20 protein-coding genes and 1 tRNA gene are annotated in these 26,963 nt (G+C 43.9%); 20 read left to right on the top strand and 1 reads right to left on the bottom strand.

Translation table 11 applies throughout. From position 1 onward, the window contains the following. Nucleotides 1-58 precede the first annotated feature (58 nt). The 13 genes from OEG80_RS07780 (at nucleotide 59) to ureG (ending at nucleotide 13,552) form a co-directional block, all read left to right on the top strand. Entirely contained in the window at nucleotides 59-862 is an 804-nt protein-coding gene (locus tag OEG80_RS07780) for a pteridine reductase (RefSeq protein ID WP_263240201.1), read from the top strand. A gap of 82 nt (nucleotides 863-944) precedes the next feature. After that, nucleotides 945-1,021: transfer RNA gene (locus OEG80_RS07785), tRNA-Ile, on the top strand. 674 nt (nucleotides 1,022-1,695) lie between these two features. Beyond that, nucleotides 1,696-3,006 carry an urea ABC transporter substrate-binding protein gene (urtA, locus tag OEG80_RS07790; RefSeq protein WP_026037277.1) on the top strand — a complete coding sequence of 437 codons (1,311 nt, stop codon included), beginning with the start codon at nucleotides 1,696-1,698 and terminating at the stop codon, nucleotides 3,004-3,006. 138 nt (nucleotides 3,007-3,144) lie between these two features. Further along, on the top strand, nucleotides 3,145-4,941 hold the full coding sequence (gene urtB / locus OEG80_RS07795; protein ID WP_263240203.1) for an urea ABC transporter permease subunit UrtB: 1,797 nt from the start codon (nucleotides 3,145-3,147) through the stop codon (nucleotides 4,939-4,941). Between the two features lie 10 nt (nucleotides 4,942-4,951). Next, nucleotides 4,952-6,022, top strand: a complete 1,071-nt coding sequence (gene urtC, locus OEG80_RS07800; RefSeq protein ID WP_010200558.1) for an urea ABC transporter permease subunit UrtC — start codon at nucleotides 4,952-4,954, stop codon at nucleotides 6,020-6,022. Further along, nucleotides 6,022-6,978: an urea ABC transporter ATP-binding protein UrtD gene (urtD, locus tag OEG80_RS07805; RefSeq protein ID WP_263240205.1), complete on the top strand. Its 957-nt coding sequence runs from the start codon at nucleotides 6,022-6,024 to the stop codon at nucleotides 6,976-6,978. The genes urtC and urtD overlap by 1 nt, the downstream gene beginning before the upstream one ends. A gap of 46 nt (nucleotides 6,979-7,024) precedes the next feature. Further along, complete coding sequence (gene urtE / locus OEG80_RS07810; protein ID WP_263240206.1) at nucleotides 7,025-7,723, top strand: urea ABC transporter ATP-binding subunit UrtE; 699 nt, start codon at nucleotides 7,025-7,027, stop codon at nucleotides 7,721-7,723. A 29-nt stretch (nucleotides 7,724-7,752) separates the two neighbouring features. Continuing rightward, nucleotides 7,753-8,751: an urease accessory protein UreD gene (locus OEG80_RS07815; RefSeq protein WP_263240208.1), complete on the top strand. Its 999-nt coding sequence runs from the start codon at nucleotides 7,753-7,755 to the stop codon at nucleotides 8,749-8,751. A gap of 150 nt (nucleotides 8,752-8,901) precedes the next feature. After that, nucleotides 8,902-9,204 (top strand): urease subunit gamma, encoded by a 303-nt coding sequence (gene ureA / locus OEG80_RS07820; protein WP_010200554.1) that lies wholly within the window; start codon nucleotides 8,902-8,904, stop codon nucleotides 9,202-9,204. A 74-nt stretch (nucleotides 9,205-9,278) separates the two neighbouring features. Beyond that, entirely contained in the window at nucleotides 9,279-11,411 is a 2,133-nt protein-coding gene (gene ureC, locus OEG80_RS07825; RefSeq protein ID WP_263240211.1) for an urease subunit alpha, read from the top strand. A gap of 74 nt (nucleotides 11,412-11,485) precedes the next feature. After that, nucleotides 11,486-12,052: an urease accessory protein UreE gene (gene ureE / locus OEG80_RS07830; RefSeq protein WP_263240212.1), complete on the top strand. Its 567-nt coding sequence runs from the start codon at nucleotides 11,486-11,488 to the stop codon at nucleotides 12,050-12,052. After that, nucleotides 12,045-12,860, top strand: a complete 816-nt coding sequence (locus OEG80_RS07835; RefSeq protein ID WP_263240214.1) for an urease accessory protein UreF — start codon at nucleotides 12,045-12,047, stop codon at nucleotides 12,858-12,860. Before ureE ends, OEG80_RS07835 begins: the two co-directional genes overlap by 8 nt. Nucleotides 12,861-12,898: 38 nt before the next feature. Continuing rightward, a complete protein-coding gene (ureG, locus tag OEG80_RS07840) occupies nucleotides 12,899-13,552 on the top strand; it encodes an urease accessory protein UreG (RefSeq protein WP_263240216.1) in 654 nt (217 codons plus the stop codon). Nucleotides 13,553-13,960: 408 nt separating this feature from the next. Here ureG and OEG80_RS07845 read toward each other — a convergent pair whose 3' ends face one another. Beyond that, the gene (locus OEG80_RS07845) at nucleotides 13,961-15,643 is read right to left on the bottom strand and encodes an NAD-dependent malic enzyme (RefSeq protein ID WP_133104094.1); all 1,683 of its coding nucleotides are present in this window, start codon (nucleotides 15,641-15,643) and stop codon (nucleotides 13,961-13,963) included. A gap of 950 nt (nucleotides 15,644-16,593) precedes the next feature. On the opposite strand from OEG80_RS07845, the gene bhcA reads away from it, so the two are divergent. The 7 genes from bhcA (at nucleotide 16,594) to OEG80_RS07880 (ending at nucleotide 26,895) form a co-directional block, all read left to right on the top strand. Next, nucleotides 16,594-17,769, top strand: a complete 1,176-nt coding sequence (gene bhcA / locus OEG80_RS07850) for an L-aspartate--glyoxylate aminotransferase BhcA (RefSeq protein ID WP_263240217.1) — start codon at nucleotides 16,594-16,596, stop codon at nucleotides 17,767-17,769. Nucleotides 17,770-17,832: 63 nt separating this feature from the next. Next, complete coding sequence (gene bhcB, locus OEG80_RS07855; RefSeq protein WP_020443202.1) at nucleotides 17,833-18,813, top strand: beta-hydroxyaspartate dehydratase BhcB; 981 nt, start codon at nucleotides 17,833-17,835, stop codon at nucleotides 18,811-18,813. Nucleotides 18,814-18,942: 129 nt separating this feature from the next. Next, the gene (bhcC, locus tag OEG80_RS07860; protein WP_263240219.1) at nucleotides 18,943-20,097 is read left to right on the top strand and encodes a 3-hydroxy-D-aspartate aldolase BhcC; all 1,155 of its coding nucleotides are present in this window, start codon (nucleotides 18,943-18,945) and stop codon (nucleotides 20,095-20,097) included. Between the two features lie 145 nt (nucleotides 20,098-20,242). Further along, entirely contained in the window at nucleotides 20,243-21,244 is a 1,002-nt protein-coding gene (gene bhcD / locus OEG80_RS07865) for an iminosuccinate reductase BhcD (RefSeq protein ID WP_263240220.1), read from the top strand. Between the two features lie 348 nt (nucleotides 21,245-21,592). After that, nucleotides 21,593-23,761, top strand: a complete 2,169-nt coding sequence (locus tag OEG80_RS07870; RefSeq protein WP_263240222.1) for an FAD-dependent oxidoreductase — start codon at nucleotides 21,593-21,595, stop codon at nucleotides 23,759-23,761. Between the two features lie 3 nt (nucleotides 23,762-23,764). Next, nucleotides 23,765-25,072, top strand: a complete 1,308-nt coding sequence (locus OEG80_RS07875) for an ABC transporter substrate-binding protein (protein ID WP_263240223.1) — start codon at nucleotides 23,765-23,767, stop codon at nucleotides 25,070-25,072. Then, complete coding sequence (locus tag OEG80_RS07880; protein WP_263240224.1) at nucleotides 25,069-26,895, top strand: ABC transporter permease; 1,827 nt, start codon at nucleotides 25,069-25,071, stop codon at nucleotides 26,893-26,895. Before OEG80_RS07875 ends, OEG80_RS07880 begins: the two co-directional genes overlap by 4 nt. Nucleotides 26,896-26,963 lie beyond the last annotated feature (68 nt).

Genomic DNA, 26,963 nt, shown 5'->3' on the forward strand with positions numbered 1-26,963 from the left:
AAAAATAGAGTAAATGACCTTTTAAAACTTAAAAATATATCCTGATTAAAACGCTACTATGAATCAAAAAACTAAAACTTCTCAGCCAATTGATACTCATGCCCCTGTTATGCTTGTGACTGGTAGCGCTAAGCGTATCGGTGCTGCAATTGTTCGTGCGGCTCACAAGCAAGGCTATCGCGTCATTATCCATTGTCATCATAGTGAGCAAGAGGCACATGCATTAGCAGACGCGCTGAATGATACTTGCGCTCATAGTGCTGTGGTTATTGTCGCGGATTTGGCAGTGGTAAATCAGGCAGACACTCTCAAGCACCTGACCCAAACTATCATACAGGCATTTGGGCAACTAAACGTACTGGTACATAATGCCTCTCGCTTTTACTCTACTCCCCTTGGCAGTATTAATTATGACCAGTGGGATGAGCTGCTGTTGACCAATGCCAAAGCGCCTTTGTTGTTAAGCCAAGCACTACTACCTTATCTTAAGCAACAACAAGGTTGTATTATTAGTCTGCTTGATATTCATGCGCAGGATAAGCCGTTCGCCAATTATACGGTTTACAATATGGCAAAAGCGGCGCATCGGATGATGGTGCAGTCTTTAGCACTGGATATGGCGCCTGATGTACGCGTGAATGGGGTCGCGCCTGGGGTCAATATTTTACCCGATGCAGATAGCGATCAAGCGATTGATAGCGAGCAGCAAAGTAAGATTATAAGCTCCATTCCTATGCAGCGAATAGGCATCCCTGCTGACATTGCGCATAGCGTGCTCTACTTGGCGAATGCCAGTTATGTGACGGGTGAAATAATAACCGTAGATGGAGGCCGAAGTTTGACGCTGGCTGGTGGTAATTAGTGATAATTCATCAAATAGTATGCCCTATCTGCTAACTTTTACTTGAAAATATATAAAAATCAGGTATCATTGTGCGTCTAAAGGGCCCATAGCTCAGTTGGTTAGAGCAGAGGACTCATAATCCTTTGGTCGTAGGTTCAAGTCCTACTGGGCCCACCAAATTCAAACCCCGTAAACGCAATGTTTATGGGGTTTTTTGTTGTCTAGTGTTTTTAGCTGGCTTGTTAAAGTGTGCGATAAACCTCTGAGGGTGGATTTGCCTATCCTCAATGAATCAGCACCGTCAGGTACTTTACGTTTGTGTTCAACGACTAAGCTGATGGCTTCTAATTTGAATTATCAGGTATATTGATTGCGTTTGTTGGTCATACTATGTTCCGTCTTTTGTTTAGTATGACCTCTTAGCAGCTGTCCGAATTTATTATTCCACTACATGCTGGCATGTCTTAGCAAGTCCTTACTGCTTTTATGAGTACTCAATTGGCTTAATTAATATCGGGGTTTGCTTTGCAAGCACCCTTGTTTATGCTTTCTGAACTTAGCAGCACACCGCTTTCAATGTAATCGTTTTAATCCTCTTAGAATAGACACAGATGGTGCATAGAAAATCATAAAAACCATCATGGTGCGAAAAAAGTGCAATATCTCCTAAAAAGACCGATATTGGTGCGTTTATTGTGTATTTTGGAATGGCATAAATATTGAAGTATTAATAGCAGTTAGGAATGGTTTGTTAACTCGGCCTACCAAGCTGCTACTTTATCTTTTTGGAGAAATATATGTCTTTATTGCCAACGCTTATCACTGCTACTCCTATAAGTACAAATTATCGTATCGACTCAAAACTCACATCACGTTTGTCTCTACTAGCAGTAGCCGTCGTAGGTAGCTTAAGTCTTATAGGTTGTCAAAAACCTGCAGAAACTAGCGCTGAGACCAATTCTACAGCCACAAAAACCGAAACGGCCGAGACCGCTACTACCCCTGCGGCAGATGGTGACACCATCAAAGTTGGCATCTTGCATTCTTTATCTGGAACGATGGCCATCTCTGAAACATCATTAAAAGATACGGCTCTCATGACCATTGATGAAATTAATGCCAATGGCGGTGTGTTGGGTAAGCAGCTAGAGCCAATCGTCGTAGATCCCGCTTCTGATTGGCCGTTATTCGCTGAAAAAGCGCGTCAGCTGTTAACTCAAGACAAAGTGGATGTCATATTTGGTGGTTGGACGTCGGTATCACGTAAGTCAGTGCTGCCTGTCGTTGAAGAGTTAAATGGTCTCATGTTTTACCCCGTGCAGTACGAGGGTCAAGAGCAGTCAGAGAACATTTTCTACACTGGAGCAGCTCCCAATCAGCAAGCTATTCCTGCCGTTGAATACTTAATGAGTCCAGAGGGCGGTAGTGCAGAACGCTTCGTTTTACTTGGGACAGATTATGTTTATCCTCGAACTACTAACCAGATACTGCGGGCTTTTTTGAAGTCTAAAGGCGTCGCTGAAACAGACATCATGGAAGAGTATACCCCTTTCGGTTTTAGCAACTATCAGACCATCGTGGGTAATATTAAAAGCTTCTCGACCGGTAAAAAGACGGCAGTTATCTCTACCATTAATGGGGACTCAAATGTACCCTTTTATCGCGAGCTTGCCAACCAAGGTATTAAAGCCTCTGACATCCCAGTCATGGCATTCTCAGTAGGAGAAGAAGAGCTTCGCGGTATCGATACCAGCTTATTGCAAGGGCATTTGGCGTCATGGAACTACTTTATGTCGGTTAAAAATCCTGTCAACAGCGGCTTCACTAAAAAGTATAAGAAATATGCGCTAGATCATAAGCTACCGAATGCTGAAAAGGTCGTGACCAATGATCCTATGGAAGCCACCTACGTGGGTATCAATATGTGGAAACAAGCAGTCGAAAAAGCAGGTACCACTAATGTCGACAAAGTGCGTATTAGTATGGGAGGTCAGACTTTTGACGCGCCATCAGGGTATACATTAAAAATGGATGAGGAAAACCATCACTTATGGAAGCCTGTCATGATCGGTCAAATCCGTGCCGATGGTCAGTTCGATGTGATCAGCAAAACGCCAAAAGTCATTCGTGCTGAGCCATGGAGTCAGTACATTCCTAAATAAGGTTATGGTCACCCAAGCCTTAGTCCCTAATCCTTAGCCCCTTAATGGTATCAATACCAGCAACCCTTTAGCTCCTCTACTGATAAAACAGTTTTCAGTAGAGGTTAGAGGAGTGTTGACTGCAAAAAAGGAACCATCATGTCACATTCTCCTTCCTATTATAAAAGTGACGCGCAAGCCAATTATTCTAATAAGACTTTTGTCATCGCCTTACTATCTTTACTCCTCATTGCTATCACATCAGCTGCTCATGCTCACGAGACGCCAATAGCACACAGCCATGGCGAGAAACTATCGACTAATACTGTGGCAGCGACATCCAATGCTGTAAGTGAAGAGATCTTACTTGCTCAAGACGATACCTTACTTGCTCAAAACAAGCAGTCTCTGACTACGCCTGCTAATCTTGCGGTAAGTAAAGGGGATGCTATCGAGCAGTTCGTTGCTGCTGACTTCACCATGCGCCAAACCATGCTCAATCAGTGGCCGGGGTCAGTTGAGAGTTTGGATACTTTAGTTGAGCTGATAAAAAACGATGAGCTATATCAAGGTAATGGTGGGCAAACCTACCTACTTAACAGCGAAGATGAACTATTTACTTATCCTGCTAAGCAGCTGACCACTGAGTGGCCTAGCGACTTGGCGCAAGTGACTTTGACCAATACGCTACGCTCAGCCTTAGTCTTTGGACAAGCCAAGGTTAAGCTTGAGTCAAACGATCCTACGCAACGTGTGCAGGCAGTTGCCATCTTAGCGGACAATATCGAACAGCTAGATCCAGCACTCATAAGTACTGCTGCCACTAATGAGGAAGACGATGATGTCAAAACGGCGTTGAGTACTTTACAAGCGAGGATTGATTTTAGAGATGGCGACGTTACTACCCAAATTGCCGCGCTTAGCGTGCTTGCTGATAGCGATAGTCCACAAGTCTTAGTTGATGTCAAAAAAGCATTGGCGGCAGATGATATCGATCCTGTACTCAAATCTGCGCTGTTAGACGCTGAGGATAGTATTGAGCAGCGCATTACCATCAGTACTTGGATAGGTCATCTGTTCACGGGGCTTAGTACGGCAAGTATCTTACTACTCGCGGCATTAGGGCTGGCCATTACTTTTGGGCTGCTTGGGGTCATCAATATGGCCCACGGTGAGCTCATTATGATTGGTGCTTACGCCACTTATATGGTGCAAAATCTCTTTCAAGCGTATTTTCCTAGTATGACTGGATGGTATCTGGTTGCTGCTATACCCGTCGCTTTCTTAGTCAGTGCCATTATCGGCATGATTATCGAACGAATCATTATTCGCCCGCTTTACGGTCGTGAGCTTGAAACCTTACTGGCAACTTTCGGTGTCAGTTTGATTCTTATGCAGTTGGTTCGGATGATATTTGGCGCGCAAAACGTCGAAGTCAGCAATGTCGACTGGTTGAGCGGTGCCTATCAAGTGTCCTCGAGCCTTGTGCTTCCCTTCAACCGTATCGCTATTATCGGCTTTACCATCATTATTCTTATGTTACTGGTGTACTTACTTAATAAGACTCGTTTCGGGCTATTTGTGCGCGCTGTCACTCAAAACCGGCAAATGGCACGTGCAGTGGGTATCTCATCTGCTCGCATCGATATGTTGGCTTTTGGACTTGGCTCGGGTCTCGCAGGTCTCGCTGGCTGTGCCTTAGCGCAAGTAGGCAATGTCGGACCCGACTTAGGTCAGACTTATATCATTGATGCGTTCTTAGTCGTCGTGGTTGGCGGTGTTGGGCAAGTATGGGGCGCGGTATTGGCATCTTTAGGTCTTGGTGTCAGTGGTACGGTGCTTGAAATTGGCATTGGTGCTGTGATGGCTAAGATTGTATTACTGGTTCTTGTGATTTTGTTTATTCAAAAACGTCCACAAGGTTTATTTGCCCTCAAAGGCCGTTTTGTGGATTAAGGAGAACCTCATGCGTTTGACTCAATTATTATCTGATTCCCCACGTAATGCCATTTTGATTGGTTTGTGTTTTTTAGTGCTACTGATATTGCCTTGGCTCCATCTATTACCTGAAACCTCTAGTTTTCACCTGTCTGCTTACTGGATAACTTTGATTGGCAAAATAATGGCGCTCGCCATGGTAGCACTGGCTTTAGACTTGGTCTGGGGCTATGCTGGCATACTAAGCTTAGGTCATGGTCTTTATTTTGCGCTAGGAGGTTATGCTTTTGGTATGTATTTAACGCGAGAAACGGCTGGCACAGGCTTGCCAGACTTTATGCGTTTCTTAAGTTGGACCGAGCTGCCGTGGTATTGGGCAGGCACTCAACACTTTTGGTGGGCGATGGCTCTAGTGGTATTAGTTCCCGGTCTGGTCGCTTTTATCTTTGGCTATTTTGCTTTTCGCTCCAAGATCAAAGGGGTTTATTTTTCGATTATTACTCAAGCCATGACCTATGCGGCAGCCTTATTATTCTTCCGTAACGAAACAGGCTTTGGTGGTAACAATGGCTTCACAGGTTTTACCACGTTATTGGGCTATGACATCACTGCCTCTTCAACAAGGGCTGTGCTGTGTTTTACGACTGCTTTGGCGCTGCTACTGTCCTATCTTGGACTACGCTATCTGATGAGCCAGCCTTATGGGCGCGTGCTCGGTGCCATCCGTGATAGTGAAAATCGATTGCAGTATTTAGGCTATCGCACGCTTTGGTACAAGCTTTCTGCTTGGGTATTGTCTGCAGTTATTGCTGGTATCGCTGGTGCTCTATATGTACCGCAAGTTGGCATCATTAATCCGGGCGAGATGAACCCCGTCAACTCTATCGAGATGGCAGTATGGGTGGCTGCGGGAGGAAGAGGTTCACTCATTGGTGCTATCGTAGGCGCAGGTGCAATCAATGCAATTAAGACTTATTTTACCGTTGCCTACCCTGAGTTTTGGTTGCTTATCCTCGGTGGATTATTTGTGGTGGTTACTTTATTTCTCCCTAACGGCATCATTGGCGTACTTGATCGTTTTAAAAAGGAAAAAGAATAATGTTACTAACTAATGCTGCTACCTCCCAAAAAGTTACTAACGATGCGCTTGTTAAAAACAATCCTAGTATCAATAATCCAATGAAAAACTCTAAAAATACACCACACATAACGGTCGCAGAAAACACGCCTACCCGACCAGTCACTACTTTGGCTGAAGATTACGGAGATAGCGGTGGTTTAGCGCATCCTGTTCCCAAATCAGGGCCGGATATGAGACATGGTATTGCGCTGTATTTAGAAGGCGTTAGCGTGTGGTTTGACTCATTCCGTGCACTCAATGATTTATCTTTATACATTGAGGCAGGCGAGCTACGCTGCATCATCGGCCCTAATGGCGCAGGTAAGACGACATTAATGGATGTCATCACTGGAAAAACGCGTCCCACTAAAGGCAGTGCATTTTTCGGTCAAGTACATAATTTAGCCAAACTATCTACCGAAGAAATCGCGGAAGCAGGCATTGGCCGTAAGTTTCAAAAACCTACCGTGTTTGAGAAATTTACCGTACTCGATAACTTAATGCTGGCCGCGCCAAAGGATAAGCGAGTGTCAAAAAGCTGGCTTACTCGTATTGATGCAGAAATCCAAGATACCCTTGACTCAACGCTTGATCAAATACGCCTAAAAGAGCTGATTAACAAGCCAGCAGGACTGTTATCTCATGGTCAAAAACAGTGGCTAGAGATTGGGATGTTATTGATGCAAAGACCAAAGCTTATTTTGCTTGATGAACCAGTAGCAGGCATGACAGATGCCGAAACCGAACATACCGCTGAGTTATGTCTGCGCCTCAAAAAGAATCATACTTTAATCGTGGTTGAGCATGACATGACCTTTATTGATGCCATAAGTGAGAAAGTAACGGTCTTAGCAAATGGTGCTATTTTGGCTGAAGGCACGTTGAGTGAAGTACAGAATAATGAAGCCGTTATTGAGACTTACTTGGGTCGATAATTGATAGTAGTGCTTAGAAATAGACCTAAAAAATAGAGGTACTTATATGTTAGAAATTAATGCCATAAATCAATATTATGGTGGCAGTCACATTTTACGTGATGTCACCCTCGCCGCCCCTGTAGGAGAATGTAGCGTGGTGCTGGGTCGTAATGGCGTCGGTAAAACCACCTTGCTTAAATGCTTGATGGGCATCCTACCAATAAAATCAGGTGAAATTTTATTAGACGGTAAGGACATTAGTCAGATGACGCCTGAGCAGCGTGTACGCGCAGGACTCGCTTATGTACCTCAAGGACGTGATATATTTTCCACCTTGACCGTTGAAGAAAACATTCTGATTGGCATGGCGAAATTCTCTCAACGAAAAGCAAGCAAAGTACCCAAACACTTGTATGATATATTTCCAGTGCTGGACGAGATGAAGCATCGGCGCGGTGGCGATCTATCTGGCGGTCAGCAGCAGCAGCTCGCTATTGCTCGTGCGCTTGCCTCCGAGCCATCTGTGCTGGTACTTGATGAGCCGACTGAAGGTATTCAGCCCTCTATCATCAAGGACATCGGGCGGGTCATTAGGGATTTGGGTTATCAAGGTGAAATGGCCATTATACTGGTCGAGCAATTTTATGAGTTTGCAGAAGAGCTTGCCGATAACTATACCGTGCTCTCTAGAGGACAAGTGGTAGCTCAAGGGGTTGGATGTGACATGGCAAAAAACAACATTCAAGAGTTGGTGGCAATCTAAAAGGACACTTTCTAAAAGGGAACACAATTTTGACTTGGCAATCCTCACTACAGCTTCATTTCGACTGCGCCTCTAATACTGCAAAAACTCGGCTGTGTCATCGTGCCCATACTGGCGCACTCATGGTGCAGCGCGCGCTGTATCCTGAGCCTGATAGTACTGATAGTACTGATAGTAGCCAAGCAGGAATTTGCCATATTTATGTGTTGTATCCTCCTGCTGGTATCGCCGATGATGACCGCTTAACATTGGAATTTAACCTACACTCTAATAGCCATGCGGTGATTACCACTCCTGGAGCCGGCAAATGGTACGGGCAGCGCAAATCATTACGATTCTCTAGACCCAGCGATTCATCAAAATTTAACAACGGTACTCAATCGGCACATAGCAACACTTCTAACGACTGTTTCAATGATGTTGTCAGCGCAGAACAGCATATCAACGCCCGCCTCGATGACCACGCTATTCTTGAATGGCTACCACAAGAAAGTATCTATTACGATCATTCTATCTCTACTGCCAATAACCGCTTTTATTTGGCTAAAACGGCAAGTTTATTGACTTGGGATATTGCTGTGTTCGGACGTCAAGCGTATCAAGAGACGTTTGCTAATGGTCATTATGCCAACCGCTTAGAGATATGGCGTGAGAGTGATTTATTGGTCAGTGAGTGCACCTCCCAGCAAGCCAATACCCGCTGGTTTACCTCACCATTAGGACTGAACAATCAACATGTGCATGGCTCTTTTTGGGCAATACCTAGCACAGAGGTCATTGCGCCTGAGTTACAGAATAATCCGCTCAAGCTTGGTCAATATTTAGATGCCACTATTACCGAGATACGCAATCTCATTGATACGCAGTCATTACCCATTCACTGTACTCACAATTTTCAAGGTATCAATTGCCGTTATTTAGGAGCAGATGTGCGTGCCTGCTTTGAGGCCTTTTACCAAATTCGCGAGCTTATACGGTCTAGATGGTACAAGCTTGAGCCTCATCGACCAAGGATTTGGGATACTTAATATCATGTGCTCCTGCATACTCTCATCTTTAAACAATGCTTAATCAAACCAGAATGACTCTACTTAGTACATTTAACTTAGCACATTTACTTTATGAAGATTAAAAACGAATCATAGTCTTTAAAGCACAATAATTATTAAGGAAGCTTTATGCAATTAAATCCTACAGAAAAAGATAAACTCTTATTATTTACAGCCGGTATGGTGGCGGAACGTCGTAAAAACCGCGGTGTAAAACTCAATTATCCTGAGTCTATCGCTTACATTAGCATGTTACTAATGGAAGGCGCGCGTGATGGCAAAACCGTGGCGCAACTGATGAGTGAAGGAGCCACTTATCTCTCTGCCGATGACGTCATGGAAGGCATTGCAGAGATGATACACGATGTCCAAGTTGAAGCCACTTTCCCCGATGGCACTAAGCTGGTGACGGTACATAACCCCATTGTATAGCTTGCTTGCTATAAAGCCGTATACAACGATATTGAACTAGAGCCATTGCCGTAAGACGACTAAGGATAATAAAAATGACGATGAAAGCAGGCGAATATAAGATTAAAGCAGGCGATATGGCTTTGAATGCTGGTCGCTGCGTTCAAACCATAGCAGTAATCAATACAGGTGATCGCCCTATTCAAATCGGTTCTCACTATCACTTCTTTGAGGTAAATGCAGCACTGAGCTTCGATCGAGAGTCGACGCTTGGCTATCGACTCAATATCCTATCTGGCACTGCGGTACGCTTTGAGCCGGGACAAGCGCGCGAAGTGGAACTGGTTGCCATCTCAGGTAGACAGCATATCTACGGTTTTTCGGGCAAAGTTATGGGCGTTGTAGACCCTAAAACCTCTCAAAACACCTCGAAAAAACGCATTGACCGACGTATTTATGCCGAACATTTTGGCCCTACCACAGGGGATAAGGTACGCTTGGCAGATACAAATTTATGGCTTGAGGTTGAGTATGATTTGACTAGTCATATTGATCACCAGCCTGATATTGATAGTGTTAGCATTGGTGAAGAGGTTAAATTTGGCGGCGGCAAGGTTATCCGCGATGGCATGGGTCAGTCACAGCTGCTGGGTGAGCAAGTTGCCGATACTATTATTACCAATGCTCTGATTGTGGACTACAGCGGTATCTATAAGGCAGATGTCGCTATCAAAGAGGGTCGTATCAGTGGCATCGGGAAAGCTGGCAATCCTGATATTCAGCCTAACGTGACGTTACCTATTGGCGCTGCTACCGAAATTATCGCAGGAGAAGGTAAAATCTTAACTGCTGGCGGGATCGATAGCCATATTCACTTCATTGCACCGCAGCAGTGTGAGACGGCATTGGTGTCTGGTGTAACCACGATGTTAGGCGGTGGTACGGGACCTGCTGAAGGTACTCTTGCCACCACTTGTACTCCTGGTGCTTATCATATTCACAGCATGCTAAAAGCCACTGATGCTATTCCGATGAATATCGGATTCTTAGGTAAAGGCAATGTTAGTCTACCTGTTCCCATTGTAGAGCAGATTGAAGCAGGAGCTATCGGGCTTAAACTTCATGAAGACTGGGGCTCCACGCCCAAAGCCATTGATAACTGCCTTAGCGTGGCTGAAGAATATGATGTGCAAGTGGCTATTCATACTGATACGTTAAATGAAAGCGGCTATTTAGATAGCACTCTAGGCGCATTTAAAGACCGCTGTATTCACACCTTTCATACCGAAGGCGCTGGCGGTGGTCATGCTCCAGATATCTTAAAAGCTATTGGCGAAACCAATGTTTTACCCTCATCAACCAATCCAACGCGCCCTTTCACCATTAATACTATTGACGAGCATCTCGACATGCTCATGGTTTGTCACCACTTAAGCCCAGCCATTGCTGAAGATGTGGCTTTTGCAGAAAGCCGTATTCGTAAAGAAACCATTGCCGCCGAAGATATTTTACAAGATATGGGCGCTATCTCCATGATGAGTAGTGATTCGCAAGCGATGGGACGCGTGGGAGAAGTCATTATTCGCACATGGCAAACGGCTGATAAGATGAAAGCCCAGCGTGGTCACCTTGCTCCTGATCAATCAGCTAAAACCGAGCAATCCTTAGACAATATCATGCTAAGTCCTACGGATTCTGATAGCAGCAACGACAACTTTCGTATCAAACGCTATCTCGCAAAATACACCATCAATCCCGCTATTACCCATGGCATTAGTGATGAAGTGGGATCACTTGAGTTGGGAAAATGGGCAGATTTAGTGTTGTGGTCGCCTGCATTTTTTGGTGTAAAGCCCGACCTTATCATTAAAGGCGGCTTGATTGCAGCGGCACCTATGGGTGACCCCAATGCTTCTATCTCTACCCCGCAGCCTGTGCACTATCGCAGCATGTTTGGCAGCTTCCCCAAGACAGTAGCGCAGACTTGCATCACCTTTATGTCAAGTGCGGCTATTGATAAGGGGGTTGATAGGCAATTAGGATTAGAAAAGGTCATCAAAGCGGTACACAACATTCGCAAGGTACGCAAACAAGACATGAAGTTTAACAGCTACTGTCCTCAGATGGAGGTCAACCCTGAGACTTATGAAGTATATGCCGATGGCGAGCTGCTGACCTGTGAGCCTGCCGACTATCTACCAATGGCACAGCGCTACTTTTTATTCTAGCTGCTTTTTATTGTCGTGCTGATAATCCCCCATCAGCTGTGAATAATCTATTTTAACGGACTATAAACATAATTATGAACATTTATACGCAACGCCTTGATCTATCAACCCTCAACCCTGAACAACAAGCGATTATTGATAGGCAAAAACAGGCAGAAAACTTTTTATATTTAGATTTCGACACTCGTCAGCGTAGCCGTTTTAAAGCAGAAACACAGCATCAAGAATCCATTGGTATTGATTTGCCACGTACGGAAACCATTAAGAATGGCAGTGTGCTAGCAGACCATCAAGGCAATTTGATACAGATTATGGCCGCCAAGCAAGCCTTGATAGAAGTGACTGCAGATAATAACTTTGACCTTATGAAAGGCGCTTACCATTTAGGCAACCGCCATGTGCCTTTAATGCTGACCCCTACTGCCCTCTACTTTGAGCCTGACCATGTTTTAGAAGCGATGTTACATCAACTTGGCCTACATATCCAAGCCGTACAAGCGCCGTTTGAGCCAGAAACGGGTGCTTATAAAGGCAATCAAGGCGGACATTCTCACTCTCATGGTCATAATCATAATCACAATCATAGTCATCACGATCACGGCCATGACCATTCACACACCCACGGCAACTCTCATGACTAATCATGCCACGCACTCCCAGCATCCTGCCAGTACCGCACAAGGTATAAATGATCTGAATCATGCAGATGTGACCGGACGTTTGCTCATGCTGGCGTCAAGCAACTTACCTATTGGTAGTTATACCTACTCGCAAGGTATAGAACCTGCTATTGAGTCAGGGCTTATTTATGATGAAAGCAGTAGTATGGACTTTATGAGTGATTATCTGGAGCTGGCATTATGTCGTTATGAGCTACCGCTACTAGCGCTGATGATAGAGGCACTTATGATTGAGGACGTCGCACTTGCTGATGCTTTAGGTGCAGATTACCACGCTAGCCGCGAAACCAAAGAGTTCGTCTATGAGTCAAGTCAATTGGCTCTGTCTTTATCCGCATGGCTTGATAATGTCCTTGAGCTCAATGTGCCTGATCGCTTACTCGCCCATGGGTTTTTGCCACTGTATGCCCATATTAGCTCGCACTGGCAATTTAACCCTGTACAAGCCATGACCACTTACGCTTTTGGTCAAATCGAAAACATGGTGCTGGCTGCGGTCAAGACCGTACCACTTGGACAAATGGCAGGACAGCGAATCATTTGGCAGCTGCAACAGCTACTAAGCCAACAAGTACAGCCACTGGCTGCTCGCGTCGAGCAAAGCTTTTTGTACGCTCAAAGGCTGCCGTTAATGGCAGATAGCTCTGACATAGCGATATCAAAGCTAAATCTACTTTATCAACAGCTACAAATATCAGCTAACTTACCAAATTTAGCGCTCCTGTCTTGCCAGCATGAAAGGCAATATAGCCGCTTATTTCGCTCTTAATGGCTGAAAACCCTAACACTTATTAAGGAACTTTATTTATGGCACTAACTCCTAAAGTCGAAAACAAACATTCAGACACGACATTATCGCCATTACGCTTAGGTATTGGTGGCCCTGTAGGCTCAGGAAAAACGGCATTAACGCTGAGATTGTGTCAACGCCTACGTGATGATGTCAATATGGCAGTGGTAACCAATGATATTTATACCAAAGAAGATTCTGAATTTTTAACCCGCAATGAGGCCATGCCAGCCGAGCGCATTCGCGGTGTCGAAACGGGTGGCTGCCCGCATACTGCCATCCGTGAAGATGCCTCGATTAACCTATCTGCCATCGCCGAATTACAGCAGCAGTTTGCAGGTCTTGAGCTTATTATCATCGAGTCTGGTGGTGATAATTTGGCAGCAACTTTTAGCCCTGAATTATCCGACTTGACGCTATATGTCATTGATGTCTCGGCAGGCGACAAAATCCCTCGTAAAGGCGGCCCTGGTATCATGAAATCAGACTTACTCATCATCAATAAAACCGATCTTGCCCCTCTCGTAGGCGCGTCACTTGAGGTGATGGCACGTGATGCCAAAAAAATGCGCGGCGATAAGCCTGTGGTCTTTAGCAACATGAAAACGGGTGAAGGCGTTGATGACATCGTTGCTTTTATCCTTGATAAAGGCATGATAAGCATAGCGTAAGACCGTGCCTATAATGCCATATGCTATGGCATAAATAGGTGTTCTGTGAACTACTGAATGATAAGCGGGTTATCAGACAGTGATCATATCGATTGGCTTACACATTAAGGATTTATCATGACCATAAAAACCTCACAATCCATGATATAGTCAATTCCAAATAAAACAGATACGTTATGTTCCAACGCAGTACTGGTATAAATTTTTTTAGCATGCGGTGCCTACGCCGACAGAGGCTGCGTAAAATTCATCCCAGTCCTACCGTCTCGCTTTAATACTGAATTCATTATACGGAAAAATTTCACCAGCAAAACGTCAACGGCTAGTGGATTAGCATTGTTATCATTAAAAAAGCCGAATGCTACTTTTAATCGTAGCATTCAGCTTTTTAGTCGGATTTTCTAACCGTTAGAAAGAAGTACGGCGATAGTCGCGGTATTTAGGTAACCAGAAGTTAGCTTTTAATCGACGTTCTAAGTTTTCTGCCGTGACTGGTAATGCTAATTTATCTTCAATTGCTTGCAGGGCAACTGCATAGGCTATTTTTTCACTGATTTCTCTAATGAATTTAATGGGCGGCAATATGGCACCTGGCGCTTTTTCATATTCTACTGAGATATCTGCAAGTGCTTGGCTTGCCGCCGTCAGCATATTATCGCTGATACCCGTCGCACGTGCTGCTAATACACCTAGGCCAATACCAGGGAATATATAGCTGTTATTACACTGAGAGACTTCAAAAGACTGACCTTCAAAAGTGGTATTGGGAAAAGGACTGCCCGTTGCAACAATGGCCTTACCACGACTCCAGTTAGTCACTTCTTGCGGTGTTGCTTCAACACGAGACGTTGGATTTGATAGCGGCAATACAATAGGATGTTCAGTATTAGCACATAAAGCTTCGACGACCTCTTGCGTAAAGAGACCTTTTTGTCCGCTTACGCCAAACAAGACAGTTATTCTTGCTTGTTTAACCACTTGTGCTAACCCAAGTTTTTGACTCTTATCCCAATGTTCAATGTCTGATTCTTTTTGCACTAACGGTGTTTGGAATTTTTGTAGCTCTGTCATGCTATCGGTTAGCAGACCATAACGGTCAACCATAAATACCTGTCTGCGAGCCTGCTCTTCTGTTAACCCTTCACGCTGCATCTGACGAATAATGTGCTCAGCGATACCGCAACCTGCAGATCCTGCACCCAAGAAAGCAATATTTTGTTGACTAAGTTTCTGGCTTTTATTTAAACATGCTGCAATCAATGTACCGACTGAAACAGCAGCAGTTCCTTGGATATCATCGTTAAAGCAACATAGCTGATCACGATATTTATTCAATAATGGGGTCGCATTTTCCTGTGCAAAATCTTCAAATTGCAATAACACCTCGGGCCAACGACGCTTAACAGCCTGAATAAATAAGTCTACAAATTCATTATACTCATCGCCAGAGATGCGTGGATTTCTCCAGCCCATATACATAGGATCGTCAAGCAACTGCTGATTATTGGTACCGACATCTAACAAAATAGGTAAGCAGTAAGCTGGGCTAATACCACCACAAGCGGTGTATAAAGCCAATTTACCAATTGGAATTCCCATACCGCCAATACCTTGGTCACCTAAGCCCAAGATACGTTCACCATCAGTGACCACGATAACTTTTACGTTTTGTTTGGTGGCGTTTTGCAACATGTCATCGATTTTATGACGTTCAGGATAAGAGATAAATAAACCACGTTTACGGCGATAAATTTGAGAGAATTTTTCACACGCTTGCCCAACCGTAGGGGTATAGATAAGCGGCATGACTTCTTCAATATGCTGCTCAATCAAATGGTGAAATAATGTCTCATTAGTGTCTTGTATATTACGCAAATAAATATGCTTATCCATATCACTGGTAAATGAGCGTAGTTGAAGATAAGCACGTGATGACTGCTCTTCAATCGTCTCAATATTATGAGGTAGCAAACCGGTTAAATTAAAGCTATCGCGCTCCTCTGATGAAAAAGCACTGCCCTTATTCAATAAAGGGGTTTCTAATAGTGCAGGACCTGCAAAGGGGATATATAACGGACGTTGGTTTAACATGATAAAATCTTCTTATTGAAAGTATGGGGTGGTACAAGGTTAATGGGTTAAGTATTTTTATCGATTCATTAAACAAATGAAATTATTTAAATTTATGGTTTGCTCTAGCTTGCTCAAATTCGTTCAAGCTGACATTCTTAAAGAATTGATATCTATAATAAATACAATGTCTTTTGTAAACCCTCAACATTGATAATGAAGGGTTTTTTATTATATTTTCTTAATTGAATAAGTTGTTTTTAGCAAGTTAGAAATTGAGCGATGCCGAAGAAACTGTAAAGATAAACTTAGTAAACTAACCACTGGACGAGGCGCTTACCATGACCAAAAAATTGCAGAGATATAGTACAGAATGTAAAGCAGAGGCTATCTAACAGATAACTTAAGTGCGATGGCTTAGTAATCAAGAATAGCGATACAAACGTTATCCAATTGATATAACCAATCAAGGCAAAGTTGTCGGCAAGAATCCCTATTATACTGAAGTTATAGCAGCTCTTGAAGACATCATACAACTGAAATAGCAATCATGAATTATTTCGATCAAAGCATAAAAGAATAAATAGGACTAATGTCGGCTATTTACGCAAAACAGTCACTGTAATAGTCTTGAGAAGTCTAGCACAAAGGTTATTTAAAAACACCTTGTTACAACTTACTATTAGTGCTATATTTTAACCAGTTGATGAGTATCTACACTTTTTCAACCAAAACCTCTTATTTTATCCTTCGTAAAAATCGTTACCGCAAGAACACCATAAAAAGAACGCAGTAAGTAGTAAAGTGACCAATCACCTGCAACTCCTTTCTTTGACATGGTTAATTTTTTAAATCTTAAAAACACAAAACCTAAACTGTATGAGTCAGGAAGACTCTTGCATTAAATTCGCATGAACCCCTGCTTATACAACAATCGTGCCCCTTTATATGCACTTACAAGGATGTCAATCATGTCGCTACAAAACCCAATTTTTATTCCTGGCCCTACCAATATTCCTGACAGATTACGTCGCGCAATGAACGTGCCGACGCAAGATCACCGTGCGCCTGATTTCTCAGACACGTTCTTACCGGTGCTTGCTGATTGTAAAAAAGTATTTGGCACCCAAGATGGCGAAATCATTCTATTTACCTCTAGCGGCACAGGTGGCTGGGAAGCTGCTATTAGCAATACCTTGTCACCTGGTGATAAAGTTCTGATTGCACGCTATGGTATGTTCTCGCATCGCTGGATCGATATGTGTCAGCGCCACGGACTTGATGTGCAAGTTGTAGAATGCGATTGGGGAACAGGCGCACCTGCTGATAAATTCCAAGCAATTTTAAACGAAGACACCGCACACGAAATCAAAGCCGTCATGGTCACCCATAACGAAACAGCAACAGGTGTTTTAAGTGATATTGGCGCCGTTCGCAAAGCTATGGATAGCAGTGACCACCCTGCTTTATTATTCGTAGATGGTGTTAGCTCAATTGCTTGTGTCCCTTTTGAGATGGATGCTTGGGGCGTAGACGTTGCTGTTGCCGGCTCACAAAAAGGCTTTATGCTCGCAACGGGTATGGCAATATTGGGCGTCAGTCAAAAAGCTTTGAGTCATATGGATGAGGCAAAGCTTCCACGTACTTATTTTGCTTTTCGTGATATGTTAAATGCCAATGCCAACGGCGGCTTCCCTTATACGCCACCATTAAATCTCATCTATGGCCTAAGAGAAAGTCTTGAGATGTTGTTTGATGAAGGTCTTGATAATGTCTATGCACGTCATTACCGTCTAGCCGAAGGCGTACGACAAGCGGTTAGCGCTTGGGGTATGAAACTGTGTGCAAAAACACCTGACCTTTATTCTAATACCGTCAGCGCCATCTTTGTTCCTGAAGGCTTTGACAGTAACAAGCTGACCGATCATGCTTTTAATAAATATGGTATCTCATTTGGTATTGGTTTGGGCGAGATGAATGGTAAAGCATTTAGAATCGGTCATCTAGGTTCATTAACTGAAGTTATGGTACTAGCAGGGCTTGCAACGATTGAGATGGCAATGGTTGATTTAGGCTACCCTATTAAACTCGGACAAGGCGTTGCGGCTGCACAAGAGTATTATCGCAACAGCGCACCAACTAAATAAAATTTATTAGATAACAAGCTATTAAATAACAAGAGTTAAACAAAAGATGAAGGACTATTTTTTATGATAACAAATGATAATGGATTAGTGATTCCAACCCTTGATGATATGTTAGAAGCGCATGAGCGCATCAAACCATATATCCATCGCACTCCTGTTCTGACCTCTCGCTTTTTAAATGAGCTGGCTGGCTGTGAGATGTTCTTTAAATGTGAGAACTTTCAAAAAGCGGGTGCATTTAAAGTACGTGGCGCCTCAAATGCAGTGTTTGGTCTCTCTGACGAAGATGCCAAAAATGGCGTCTGTACACACAGCTCAGGTAACCATGCCTTATCTTTATCTTATGCGGCAGGCCAGCGTGGTATACCTTGTAATGTCGTCATGCCGCATAGCGCGCCTGAAGCTAAAAAAGCCGCGGTACGTGGCTATGGGGGTATCATCACCGAATGCCAGCCATCAACCACATCACGTGAAGAAGTCTTTGCCAAAGTTCAAGCAGAAACAGGCGGCGACTTTGTCCATCCGTACAATGATCCACGCGTTATCGCTGGACAAGCCACTTGCTCACGTGAGTTTTTAGAACAAATGGAAGAGATTGGTGAAAAACCTGATATGGTTGTAGCACCCATTGGTGGTGGCGGTATGATTTCAGGTACTTGTTTGACGTTGGCGAACCTAGCACCAGATGTCAAAATCTACGCAGCAGAGCCATTAAACGCTGATGACGCTGCGCGCTCCTTTAAAGCCGGTCATATTATCGCTGATGATGCGCCTGAAACGGTTGCTGATGGCTTAAAAGTACCGCTTAAAGATTTGACTTGGCATTTTGTTAGCAATTATGTGACTGATATTTTGACCGCGACTGAAGAAGAAATCGTTGAAGCGATGAAACTGACTTGGACGCATATGAAGATCGTCATTGAACCAAGCTGTGCCGTGCCGCTTGCTGTTATCTTGAAGAACAAAGACGTTTTTGCCGGTAAAAAGGTTGGTGTCATCATCACTGGTGGTAACGTTGATCTTGACAAGTTGCCTTGGAATTAACGATCGGCAACTAAATATCAGTAATTAGGTATCAATAACTGATTACAAATGGAGCGTTAACTAAGCGCCAGTAATGCGCAAGTTTAAACGGCTTTTTATAACACTAACTAATAACATGGAAGAATTAAAATGACAATGACTGCCGAATTAGAAGTAGGTTACAACGTACCCGCCACTGTTGGTATGGACGAAGCTGACATTCAAACCCCTTGTTTGATCTTGGATCTTGACGCCCTTGAGCGTAACGTCAAAAAAATGGGCGATTATGCTAAAGCGCATAATATGCGTCACCGTAGCCACGGTAAAATGCACAAATCAGTTGACGTACAAAATTTACAAGAAGAGCTTGGCGGCGCTATTGGTGTTTGCTGTCAAAAGGTCTCTGAAGCAGAAGTATTCGTACGTGGTGGCATTAAAGACGTATTGGTATCAAACCAAGTCCGTAATCCAGCTAAAATTGAGCGTTTAGCGAATCTACCTAAGTTGGGTGCAACCATCACCGTTTGTGTCGATGATGTCGATAACGTCGCTGAGCTATCAGCTGCTGCGACCAAAGCAGACACCGAGCTGAACTGCTATATCGAAATCGACTGCGGCGCTGGACGTTGTGGTGTAACGACCACTGAAGCGGTTGTTGAGATTGCCAAAGCAATTGATGCCGCTGAAAATCTAAAATTCACTGGTATCCAAGCTTATCAAGGTGCGATGCAACACATGGACAGCTTTAGCGATCGCAAAGCGAAAACACAAATCGCTATCGATCAAGTACAAGAAGCAATCGATGCATTAACTGAAATCGGGCTAAAACCAGAATTCGTGTCGGGTGGCGGTACAGGTAGTTATTACTTCGAAAGTAATTCAGGTGTTTTCAACGAATTACAGTGTGGCTCTTACGCGTTTATGGATGCCGATTACGGTCGTATTCTAGATGAAGACGGCAACCGCATCGATGCTGGCGAGTGGGAAAACGCCTTATTCATCCTAACGTCTGTGATGAGCCATGCCAAAACCGACAAAGCCATCGTTGATGCTGGTCTAAAAGCTCAGTCAGTTGATAGTGGCCTACCGTTCATCTATGGTCGTGACGATGTTGAATATGTTAAATGTTCAGACGAGCATGGCGTAGTCAGCGATCCAAACGGCGTACTGGAAATCAATGAAAAACTAAAACTGGTACCTGGTCATTGTGATCCTACTTGTAACGTTCATGATTTCTATATTGGTGTGCGTAACGGTAAAGTTGAAACCGTATGGCCAGTATCTGCACGCGGTAAAATGTACTAAGAACTAGATTAGGAACTATAAGCTAAATTAGTATGATTCTATCCGTTTAGTTTAGATGGGCTGTTGTAGCTTTAGCCTACAGCAGCCCTTATTTATTTAAAGTATTCAAGAATTACAAATTAAAAAGCATAAAAAGGAATTTATAATGAGTGAAGCAAATAGTGTTAATAGTGACGAAGGTTTATTGATCGTATCAGAAGACGCTTGCAAATCGGTGATTGATCGCCCTTCTGCATTTATCGCCGTTGAAAATGTTTTCGCGTCAATGTCACGAGGGGACGCCTATAACTTCCCTGTTATCCGCGAAGCCATTGGCTATGCTGATGCGTTATACGGCTTTAAATCAGGTTTTGACCGTGCAGGAAAATCACTAGGTCTAAAATCAGGTGGCTACTGGCCAGGTAATGCGGCTAAAGGCTTGACCAATCATCAATCCACGATTTTCTTATTCAATCCAGATAATGGTAAATTGCGTGCACTGGTCGGCGGCAACTATTTAACTGCCGTACGTACCGCCGCCGCATCTGCCGTATCAATCTCCCATCTAGCACGTAAAGACAGCAAAGTACTTGGTATGGTCGGCGCCGGTCATCAGTCTACTTTTCAGCTGCGTGCCGCTCTTGAGCAACGCAATTTCGAAAAAGTAGTCGCTTGGAATAAAAATAAAGATCGTCTCAAGAACTTACAAGCTGTCGCTGAGGAATTAGGCATACCATTTGAAGCAGTTGAGCGTGAGCAGTTATGTAGCGAGGCGGATGTGATTATTACCATTACTTCAGCGTTTGAGCCATTATTGATGAAAGCGTGGATCAAACCGGGCACACATATCGCCTGTATGGGTACCGATACCGTTGGTAAGCAAGAAGTTGATGCTGACCTTTTAGCGTCTGCCACCGTATTTACCGATGAAGTCGCACAATCAATCAGTCTTGGTGAAGCCCAGCATGCGATTAAATCTGGTGCTATCAAAGAGAGTGATATTACCACACTTGGTGATGTTATTAATGGAGATCACCCAGGTCGCAGCTCAGATGATGAAATTACCTTGTTTGATGGTACGGGTGTTGGTTTACAGGATTTAGCAGTAGCCTCTGCTGCCGCTAAACTTGCTCTTGAAAAAGGTGAAGCTCAGCATATCTCTTTATAACTCTCTTCGTAATTAGGACATTAGCTATTGTATTTTAGAACCGCCAAATAATGAGTGTATTTGGCGGTTTTTTATAATACTGATATAAGCAGAGGACAACTATCACTACCTTCTTCTATATCACTTTAAAATTTGTCTCAAGCCATCCACAATATTATATTTGAACAATCGCTCAATAACGATTACAATGGATAAATGTCATATTTTACGTATATCTATGACTAAATTTTGAACTGTCATTTATAACATAACTATATGAAAAACTAGCTTATAGTAGGAATACAGCGTTATTCTTTGCTAAGTGATTCTTTATTACATGATGTTTTATATTATTTATCTGGATAATCCATGATTAAAAAAATAGTTTTGATATTCGCGGTCTTGATTGGCGTCATTGGCTTTTTTTATTTTGACCTCAATGAATTATTAACACTTGAGGGCTTAAAAGGCTCGATGGATCAGTTTGAGCAATATAAAACACAGTCGCCATGGTTAGTCATCGGCGGCTTTTTTTTGGTCTACATCTTAGCCACGGCATTATCTTTACCCGGCGCCGCTATTTTAACTTTGGCAGCCGGTGCTTTATTTGGTTTAGTACAAGGTGTATTGGTCGCCTCATTTGCCTCCAGTATCGGTGCCACCCTCGCCTTTTTGACTTCGCGTTATTTGTTACGCGATACCATTAAACAGCGTTTTCCTGATCGTCTTGCCTCTATTGATGCAGGGGTAAAAAAAGAAGGCGGATTTTACTTATTTACGCTACGTTTGGTGCCGATATTCCCCTTTTTCCTTATCAACCTATTGATGGGTTTGACTGCTATCAAAGCAAGGACCTTTTATTGGATCAGCCAAATCGGTATGCTTGCCGGCACCTTTGTATTTGTGAATGCTGGTACGCAGTTGGCACAAATTGAGCAGTTATCTGGCATTTTGTCTTTTAATCTACTGGCTTCATTTGCATTATTAGGATTATTTCCGCTAATAGCGAAAGGCATATTAACGACACTAAAAAAACGCCGTGTCTATAAGAACTATAATAAACCAAAAAAATTCGACCGGAATATGATTGTGATTGGTGCTGGTGCTGGCGGGCTTGTTACCAGCTATATTGCTGCGACCGTCAAAGCAAAAGTCACATTGATTGAGGCAGGTGAAATGGGCGGCGACTGCTTAAACTATGGCTGCGTCCCCAGTAAAGCGCTGATAAAAAGCGCAAAAGTGGTTGAGCAGATACGCCATGGCGAACGTTATGGACTCAATAATAGCCAACCGGATTTTGCATTCAAGAACATCATGGCTCGCATTCATAAAGTCATTGCTGAGATCGCTCCCAATGACAGTGTTGAGCGTTATACAGATTTGGGTGTCGAGGTATTAAAAGGCTATGCAAAACTCATTGATCCATGGACGGTTGAGATTGCCCTCAATGATGGCGGCACTCAGACATTAACCGCGTGCTCTATCGTTATCGCGACGGGCGCACGCCCCTTTGTCCCAGACCTACCGGGTTTAGAGGAGACAGGTTTTGTGACCAGCGACACTCTTTGGGATAAATTTGCAAAACTTGATAAAGCGCCGAGCAAGCTGGTCGTACTTGGCGGCGGACCCATTGGCTGTGAGCTGGCACAAGCCTTTGCTCGTTTAGGTTCTGCTGTGACCCAAATCGAAAGAGGCACGCGATTGATGAAAAAAGAGGATGTCGAGGTTTCTGTATTTGCGCAAGAATCACTGACTGAGAGTGGCGTTACTATCTTAACCTCACAGCAAGCAATTCGCTGTGAAACTCGTGATGGCAAAAAACATATTATCGTTGCACCAAAAGGCAGCACTGATGATCAACAAGAAACTGCCATTGAGTATGACGAGTTGATTTGTGCAGTCGGTCGTAGTGCGCGCCTAGAAGGTTACGGGCTTGACACCTTGGGCATCGATACTGAGCGCACCATCAGTACAGATGAGTATCTTGAGACCCTTTACCCCAATATCTATGCGGCAGGTGATATCGTAGGTCCCTATCAATTCACCCATGTCGCTTCCCATCAAGCATGGTACGCTGCGGTCAATGGCTTATTTGGTCATCTTAAAAAATTCAAAGTAGATTATCGGGTGATTCCATGGACGACGTTTATTGACCCAGAAGTAGCACGAGTGGGCTTAAATGAGCAAGAAGCAATTGATAAAGGTATCGACTTTGAAGTCACACGTTATAACTTTAAAGACTTAGATCGGGCGGTAACCGAAAGCGCCAATCATGGCTTTATCAAGGTGATTACCCCAAAGGGCAAAGATAAGATATTGGGTGTGACTATCGTCGCTGAACATGCCGGTGACCTGATGGCTGAGTTTGTACTAGCCATGAAACACAATCTAGGGCTGAATAAAATACTGGGCACCATTCATATCTATCCAACATGGGCGGAAGGCAATAAGTATGCAGCTGGCGAATGGAAACGCAATCATGCCCCTACAAAAGCGCTACAGTTGCTTGAGAAGTATCATACTTGGCGTCGAGGTTAATTCATGCACCCTACTAGCTTGCCAGCAGCTTTGACAATACCAAAAAAACTGCGCCGCTATAGCGCCTTTGTCATAGTGCTTGGTGTCTGTGTTGGCATCTCTGCAAGTACCGCTTCGACTCCCACTGCTATAGATAATAAAAGTACCTTGCAGTGGCAGCAGACGGTACAAGCTGGTGAAAATCAAGATGTTTACTTTCATACTTGGGGCGGGGATCCACAAATTAATGCCTATATTCAGTGGGCTGCAAAAGCGGTCGATAAAAAATATAATATTAACTTGGTTCATGTCAAATTAAGCGACACCAGTGAAGCTGTCAGCCGTGTCCTTGCAGAAAAATCTGCCAATAATAACGATAAAGGTAGCGTTGATTTAATTTGGATCAACGGTGCAAACTTTGCCGCTATGAGTGAGAATAAATTACTGTTAAAGGACTGGGCATCTACTCTGCCAAACTTTGCTCTGACTGATCCTGATAACAACCCCTCTGTCACGCTTGATTTCGGTATACCTACTAATGGTATGGAATCGCCATGGGGACAGGCGTCATTGACCTTTTATTATGATAACTTAGCGATAGATAAGCCGCCTGCCACCTTACAGCAATTAAGCGCTTGGGCACAGCAGAACCCCGGACGTTTTGGCTACCCAAAGCCACCTGATTTTTTGGGTATGAGTTTTTTGAAGTATGCTTTGGTCATGCTGCATGAGCAAAATGATAGTAAGAATGGAACCACTCTCAGAGCAGAGCTTAACCAGCCAGTAGATGCACAAAACAAAGATTTGATACTTGATCCGCTGTGGGACTTTTTGGATGAGCTACATCCCAGGCTATGGCGAAAAGGTGAGCAATTCCTGCAAAGCGGCGCACAAATGCGCCGTTTGGTCGATGATACCGAGCTCAGCTTGGCCTTTACCTTTTCAGGACCCGAAATACCAGCCGCCGTTCAGCGCTATGACTTGCCGCCCAGTATTCGCAGTTATGCCATGACAGATGGCAGTTTGAGCAATACTCACTTTGTTGCTATTCCTTACAATGCAAGCCATGCAGCAGCAGCCCAATTGGTAGCAAACTTTTTATTGAGCCCAGAAGCACAGGCCCATAAACAAAACCCAGCTGTCTGGGGAGATAAAACAGTGCTGGTTCAATCAACACTGAGCGCCGAGCAAAAAGCATTATTTAAAACCAATAAACCGCATGCAAGCGCCCTACCTTTTGATGCCATTAAACGAACCGTCAGTGAACCACATCCCAGCTGGGTCGACGCCATTATGCAAGGTTGGCAAGCGCGCTACGGGGTTAGTGAATGAAAAAACCTATCGAGAAAAACAAGGCTGATACTAATAACAGCAATGCTGATGGCGCGAATACTGATACTCTCAATGCTGTTATCGTAGGTTCTAATTTAAGCAATCAAATAGCCGCGACTTGTAAAACTGACCTTTTTACGCGTTTAGTGACCCTAAGCCCCAGTCTTTTACTAATACTCCTTATTTTGCCTGTATTAGGAGGTTTGATAAGCGTCATCCTGCCAGCGTTTGGCTGGGTGCCTGCTCTAGAAACAACGACATTTGGTCTACAAGGATTTAAAGCGCTGGGTCAAACTCTAGGACTTAAGCAAATGGTTGCGCTCAGTGTAGCGACCGGATTTCTCAGTACCCTACTCGCCTTTGTCATTGCGATTATGATATTGGCAACGTTTTTTAATAGTATTTGGCTCACACGTATTGAACGTTTGCTTAGCCCTATTTTAGTAATCCCGCATGCCGCAGCGGCGATTGCCGTTGGGTTTTTAATTGCACCCTCTGGCATGATTGCACGAATGATATCGCCATGGCTCAGTGGTTGGGAGCTGGCACCACAGGGGATACTACCGCATGACCCTTATGGTATTAGTATCATCTTAGGTCTAGTACTCAAAGAGCTGCCTTTTCTATTGTTAATGGCACTTGGCGTATTCGCACAGCCTGAGCTTGGTAAGAAGCTGCGCCAACAATATCAAGTTGCCCTAAACTTAGGCTACTATCCCATCACTGCCTTTTTTAAAGCAGTATTTCCTATACTGTACCCCTTCTTGCGTTTGCCTATTTTGGCAGTACTTGCTTACGCCAGTGCCAGTGTTGAGATGCCATTAATTTTAGGACCCAACACTCCGCCCACGCTTGCTGTCACTATCATGCAGTGGTTCAATGATGTTGATTTAAACTTACGTATCAAAGCCTCGGCTGGGGCAATATTACATCTACTACTGACAGGCAGCTTAATTGCATTATGGCTGGGCGGTGAGCGTATGGTCAAAGCACTATGTAGCGAAGCACTGGTCAATGGAAAACGCCAGTATAAGGATGTTATTTGGCAGAAACTCACTGCAAGCGCCACGGTATTCATCATAGGGTTTATAGCCCTATCGCTCATTGGTCTGCTGATGTGGTCTTTAGCTGGCTATTGGCGCTTCCCTGCCGCCTTGCCAGAGCAGCTCGTACTGTCACACTTTCAAAGTGCCTTGATGCAAATAAGCACGCCATTATTTAACACGCTCACCCTTGGTATCGTCTCAACGCTTTTTGCTATTGGCATCACTTTATTGTGCTTAGAGGCAGAGCAGTTAAGCAATAAACCCATCTCGAATTTCACCAGCTTGATTATTTACCTGCCACTTCTGGTGCCGAGCATTGCTTTCTTATTTGGCTTGGTATGGTTACAGCAACTTGCCCATAACCAAGCGGCATTTTTTAACGTCGCTTTTACCCACGTCTTATTTGTACTGCCCTATGTCTTTTTATCCCTTGCCAGCAGCTATAGAAGGTTAGATAAGCGCTTTGCCATTGTAGCAGCCAGTCTTGGAGCGCCGCCGATGAGAATATTCTTCCAAGTTAAGTTACCGCAGTTATTTGCACCGCTACTCATCGCAATGGCACTAGGACTTGCAGTGAGCTTCGGACAATATCTGCCAACGTTACTCACGGGCGGCGGACGTATTGCCACTATTACGACTGAAGCGGTAACGCTTGCTAATGGCGCCAGCCGTCGGACCAGTGCTGTCTATGCCATTATACAAATGGTATTGCCACTGATTGGCTTTATGGTGGCATGGCTGCTACCAAAGTATTTCTTTAAGAGTGGCGTGCGTTAGAATGTTCAATCATAAAAAGTTTTTTAAGCTTCATTGACATCTCTCTTATTTTGAACTGGCTATATTTT

It is taken from the genome of Psychrobacter sp. SC65A.3 (assembly GCF_025642195.1).
In the GTDB taxonomy this organism is placed as follows: domain Bacteria; phylum Pseudomonadota; class Gammaproteobacteria; order Pseudomonadales; family Moraxellaceae; genus Psychrobacter; species Psychrobacter cryohalolentis.

Bases quoted from the DNA above. Each gene is read 5' to 3' on its own strand.
- bhcC (WP_263240219.1), top strand. From the start codon at position 18,943: ATGACAATGACTGCCGAATTAGAAGTAGGTTACAACGTACCCGCCACT.
- bhcB (WP_020443202.1), top strand. From the start codon at position 17,833: ATGATAACAAATGATAATGGATTAGTGATTCCAACCCTTGATGATATG.
- ureC (WP_263240211.1), top strand. From the start codon at position 9,279: ATGACGATGAAAGCAGGCGAATATAAGATTAAAGCAGGCGATATGGCT.
- urtD (WP_263240205.1), top strand. From the start codon at position 6,022: ATGTTACTAACTAATGCTGCTACCTCCCAAAAAGTTACTAACGATGCG.
- ureE (WP_263240212.1), top strand. From the start codon at position 11,486: ATGAACATTTATACGCAACGCCTTGATCTATCAACCCTCAACCCTGAA.
- urtC (WP_010200558.1), top strand. From the start codon at position 4,952: ATGCGTTTGACTCAATTATTATCTGATTCCCCACGTAATGCCATTTTG.
- OEG80_RS07880 (WP_263240224.1), top strand. From the start codon at position 25,069: ATGAAAAAACCTATCGAGAAAAACAAGGCTGATACTAATAACAGCAAT.
- bhcA (WP_263240217.1), top strand. From the start codon at position 16,594: ATGTCGCTACAAAACCCAATTTTTATTCCTGGCCCTACCAATATTCCT.
- OEG80_RS07875 (WP_263240223.1), top strand. From the start codon at position 23,765: ATGCACCCTACTAGCTTGCCAGCAGCTTTGACAATACCAAAAAAACTG.
- OEG80_RS07835 (WP_263240214.1), top strand. From the start codon at position 12,045: ATGACTAATCATGCCACGCACTCCCAGCATCCTGCCAGTACCGCACAA.
- bhcD (WP_263240220.1), top strand. From the start codon at position 20,243: ATGAGTGAAGCAAATAGTGTTAATAGTGACGAAGGTTTATTGATCGTA.
- urtB (WP_263240203.1), top strand. From the start codon at position 3,145: ATGTCACATTCTCCTTCCTATTATAAAAGTGACGCGCAAGCCAATTAT.
- OEG80_RS07780 (WP_263240201.1), top strand. From the start codon at position 59: ATGAATCAAAAAACTAAAACTTCTCAGCCAATTGATACTCATGCCCCT.
- OEG80_RS07845 (WP_133104094.1), bottom strand. From the start codon at position 15,643: ATGTTAAACCAACGTCCGTTATATATCCCCTTTGCAGGTCCTGCACTA.
- ureA (WP_010200554.1), top strand. From the start codon at position 8,902: ATGCAATTAAATCCTACAGAAAAAGATAAACTCTTATTATTTACAGCC.
- ureG (WP_263240216.1), top strand. From the start codon at position 12,899: ATGGCACTAACTCCTAAAGTCGAAAACAAACATTCAGACACGACATTA.
- OEG80_RS07870 (WP_263240222.1), top strand. From the start codon at position 21,593: ATGATTAAAAAAATAGTTTTGATATTCGCGGTCTTGATTGGCGTCATT.
- urtE (WP_263240206.1), top strand. From the start codon at position 7,025: ATGTTAGAAATTAATGCCATAAATCAATATTATGGTGGCAGTCACATT.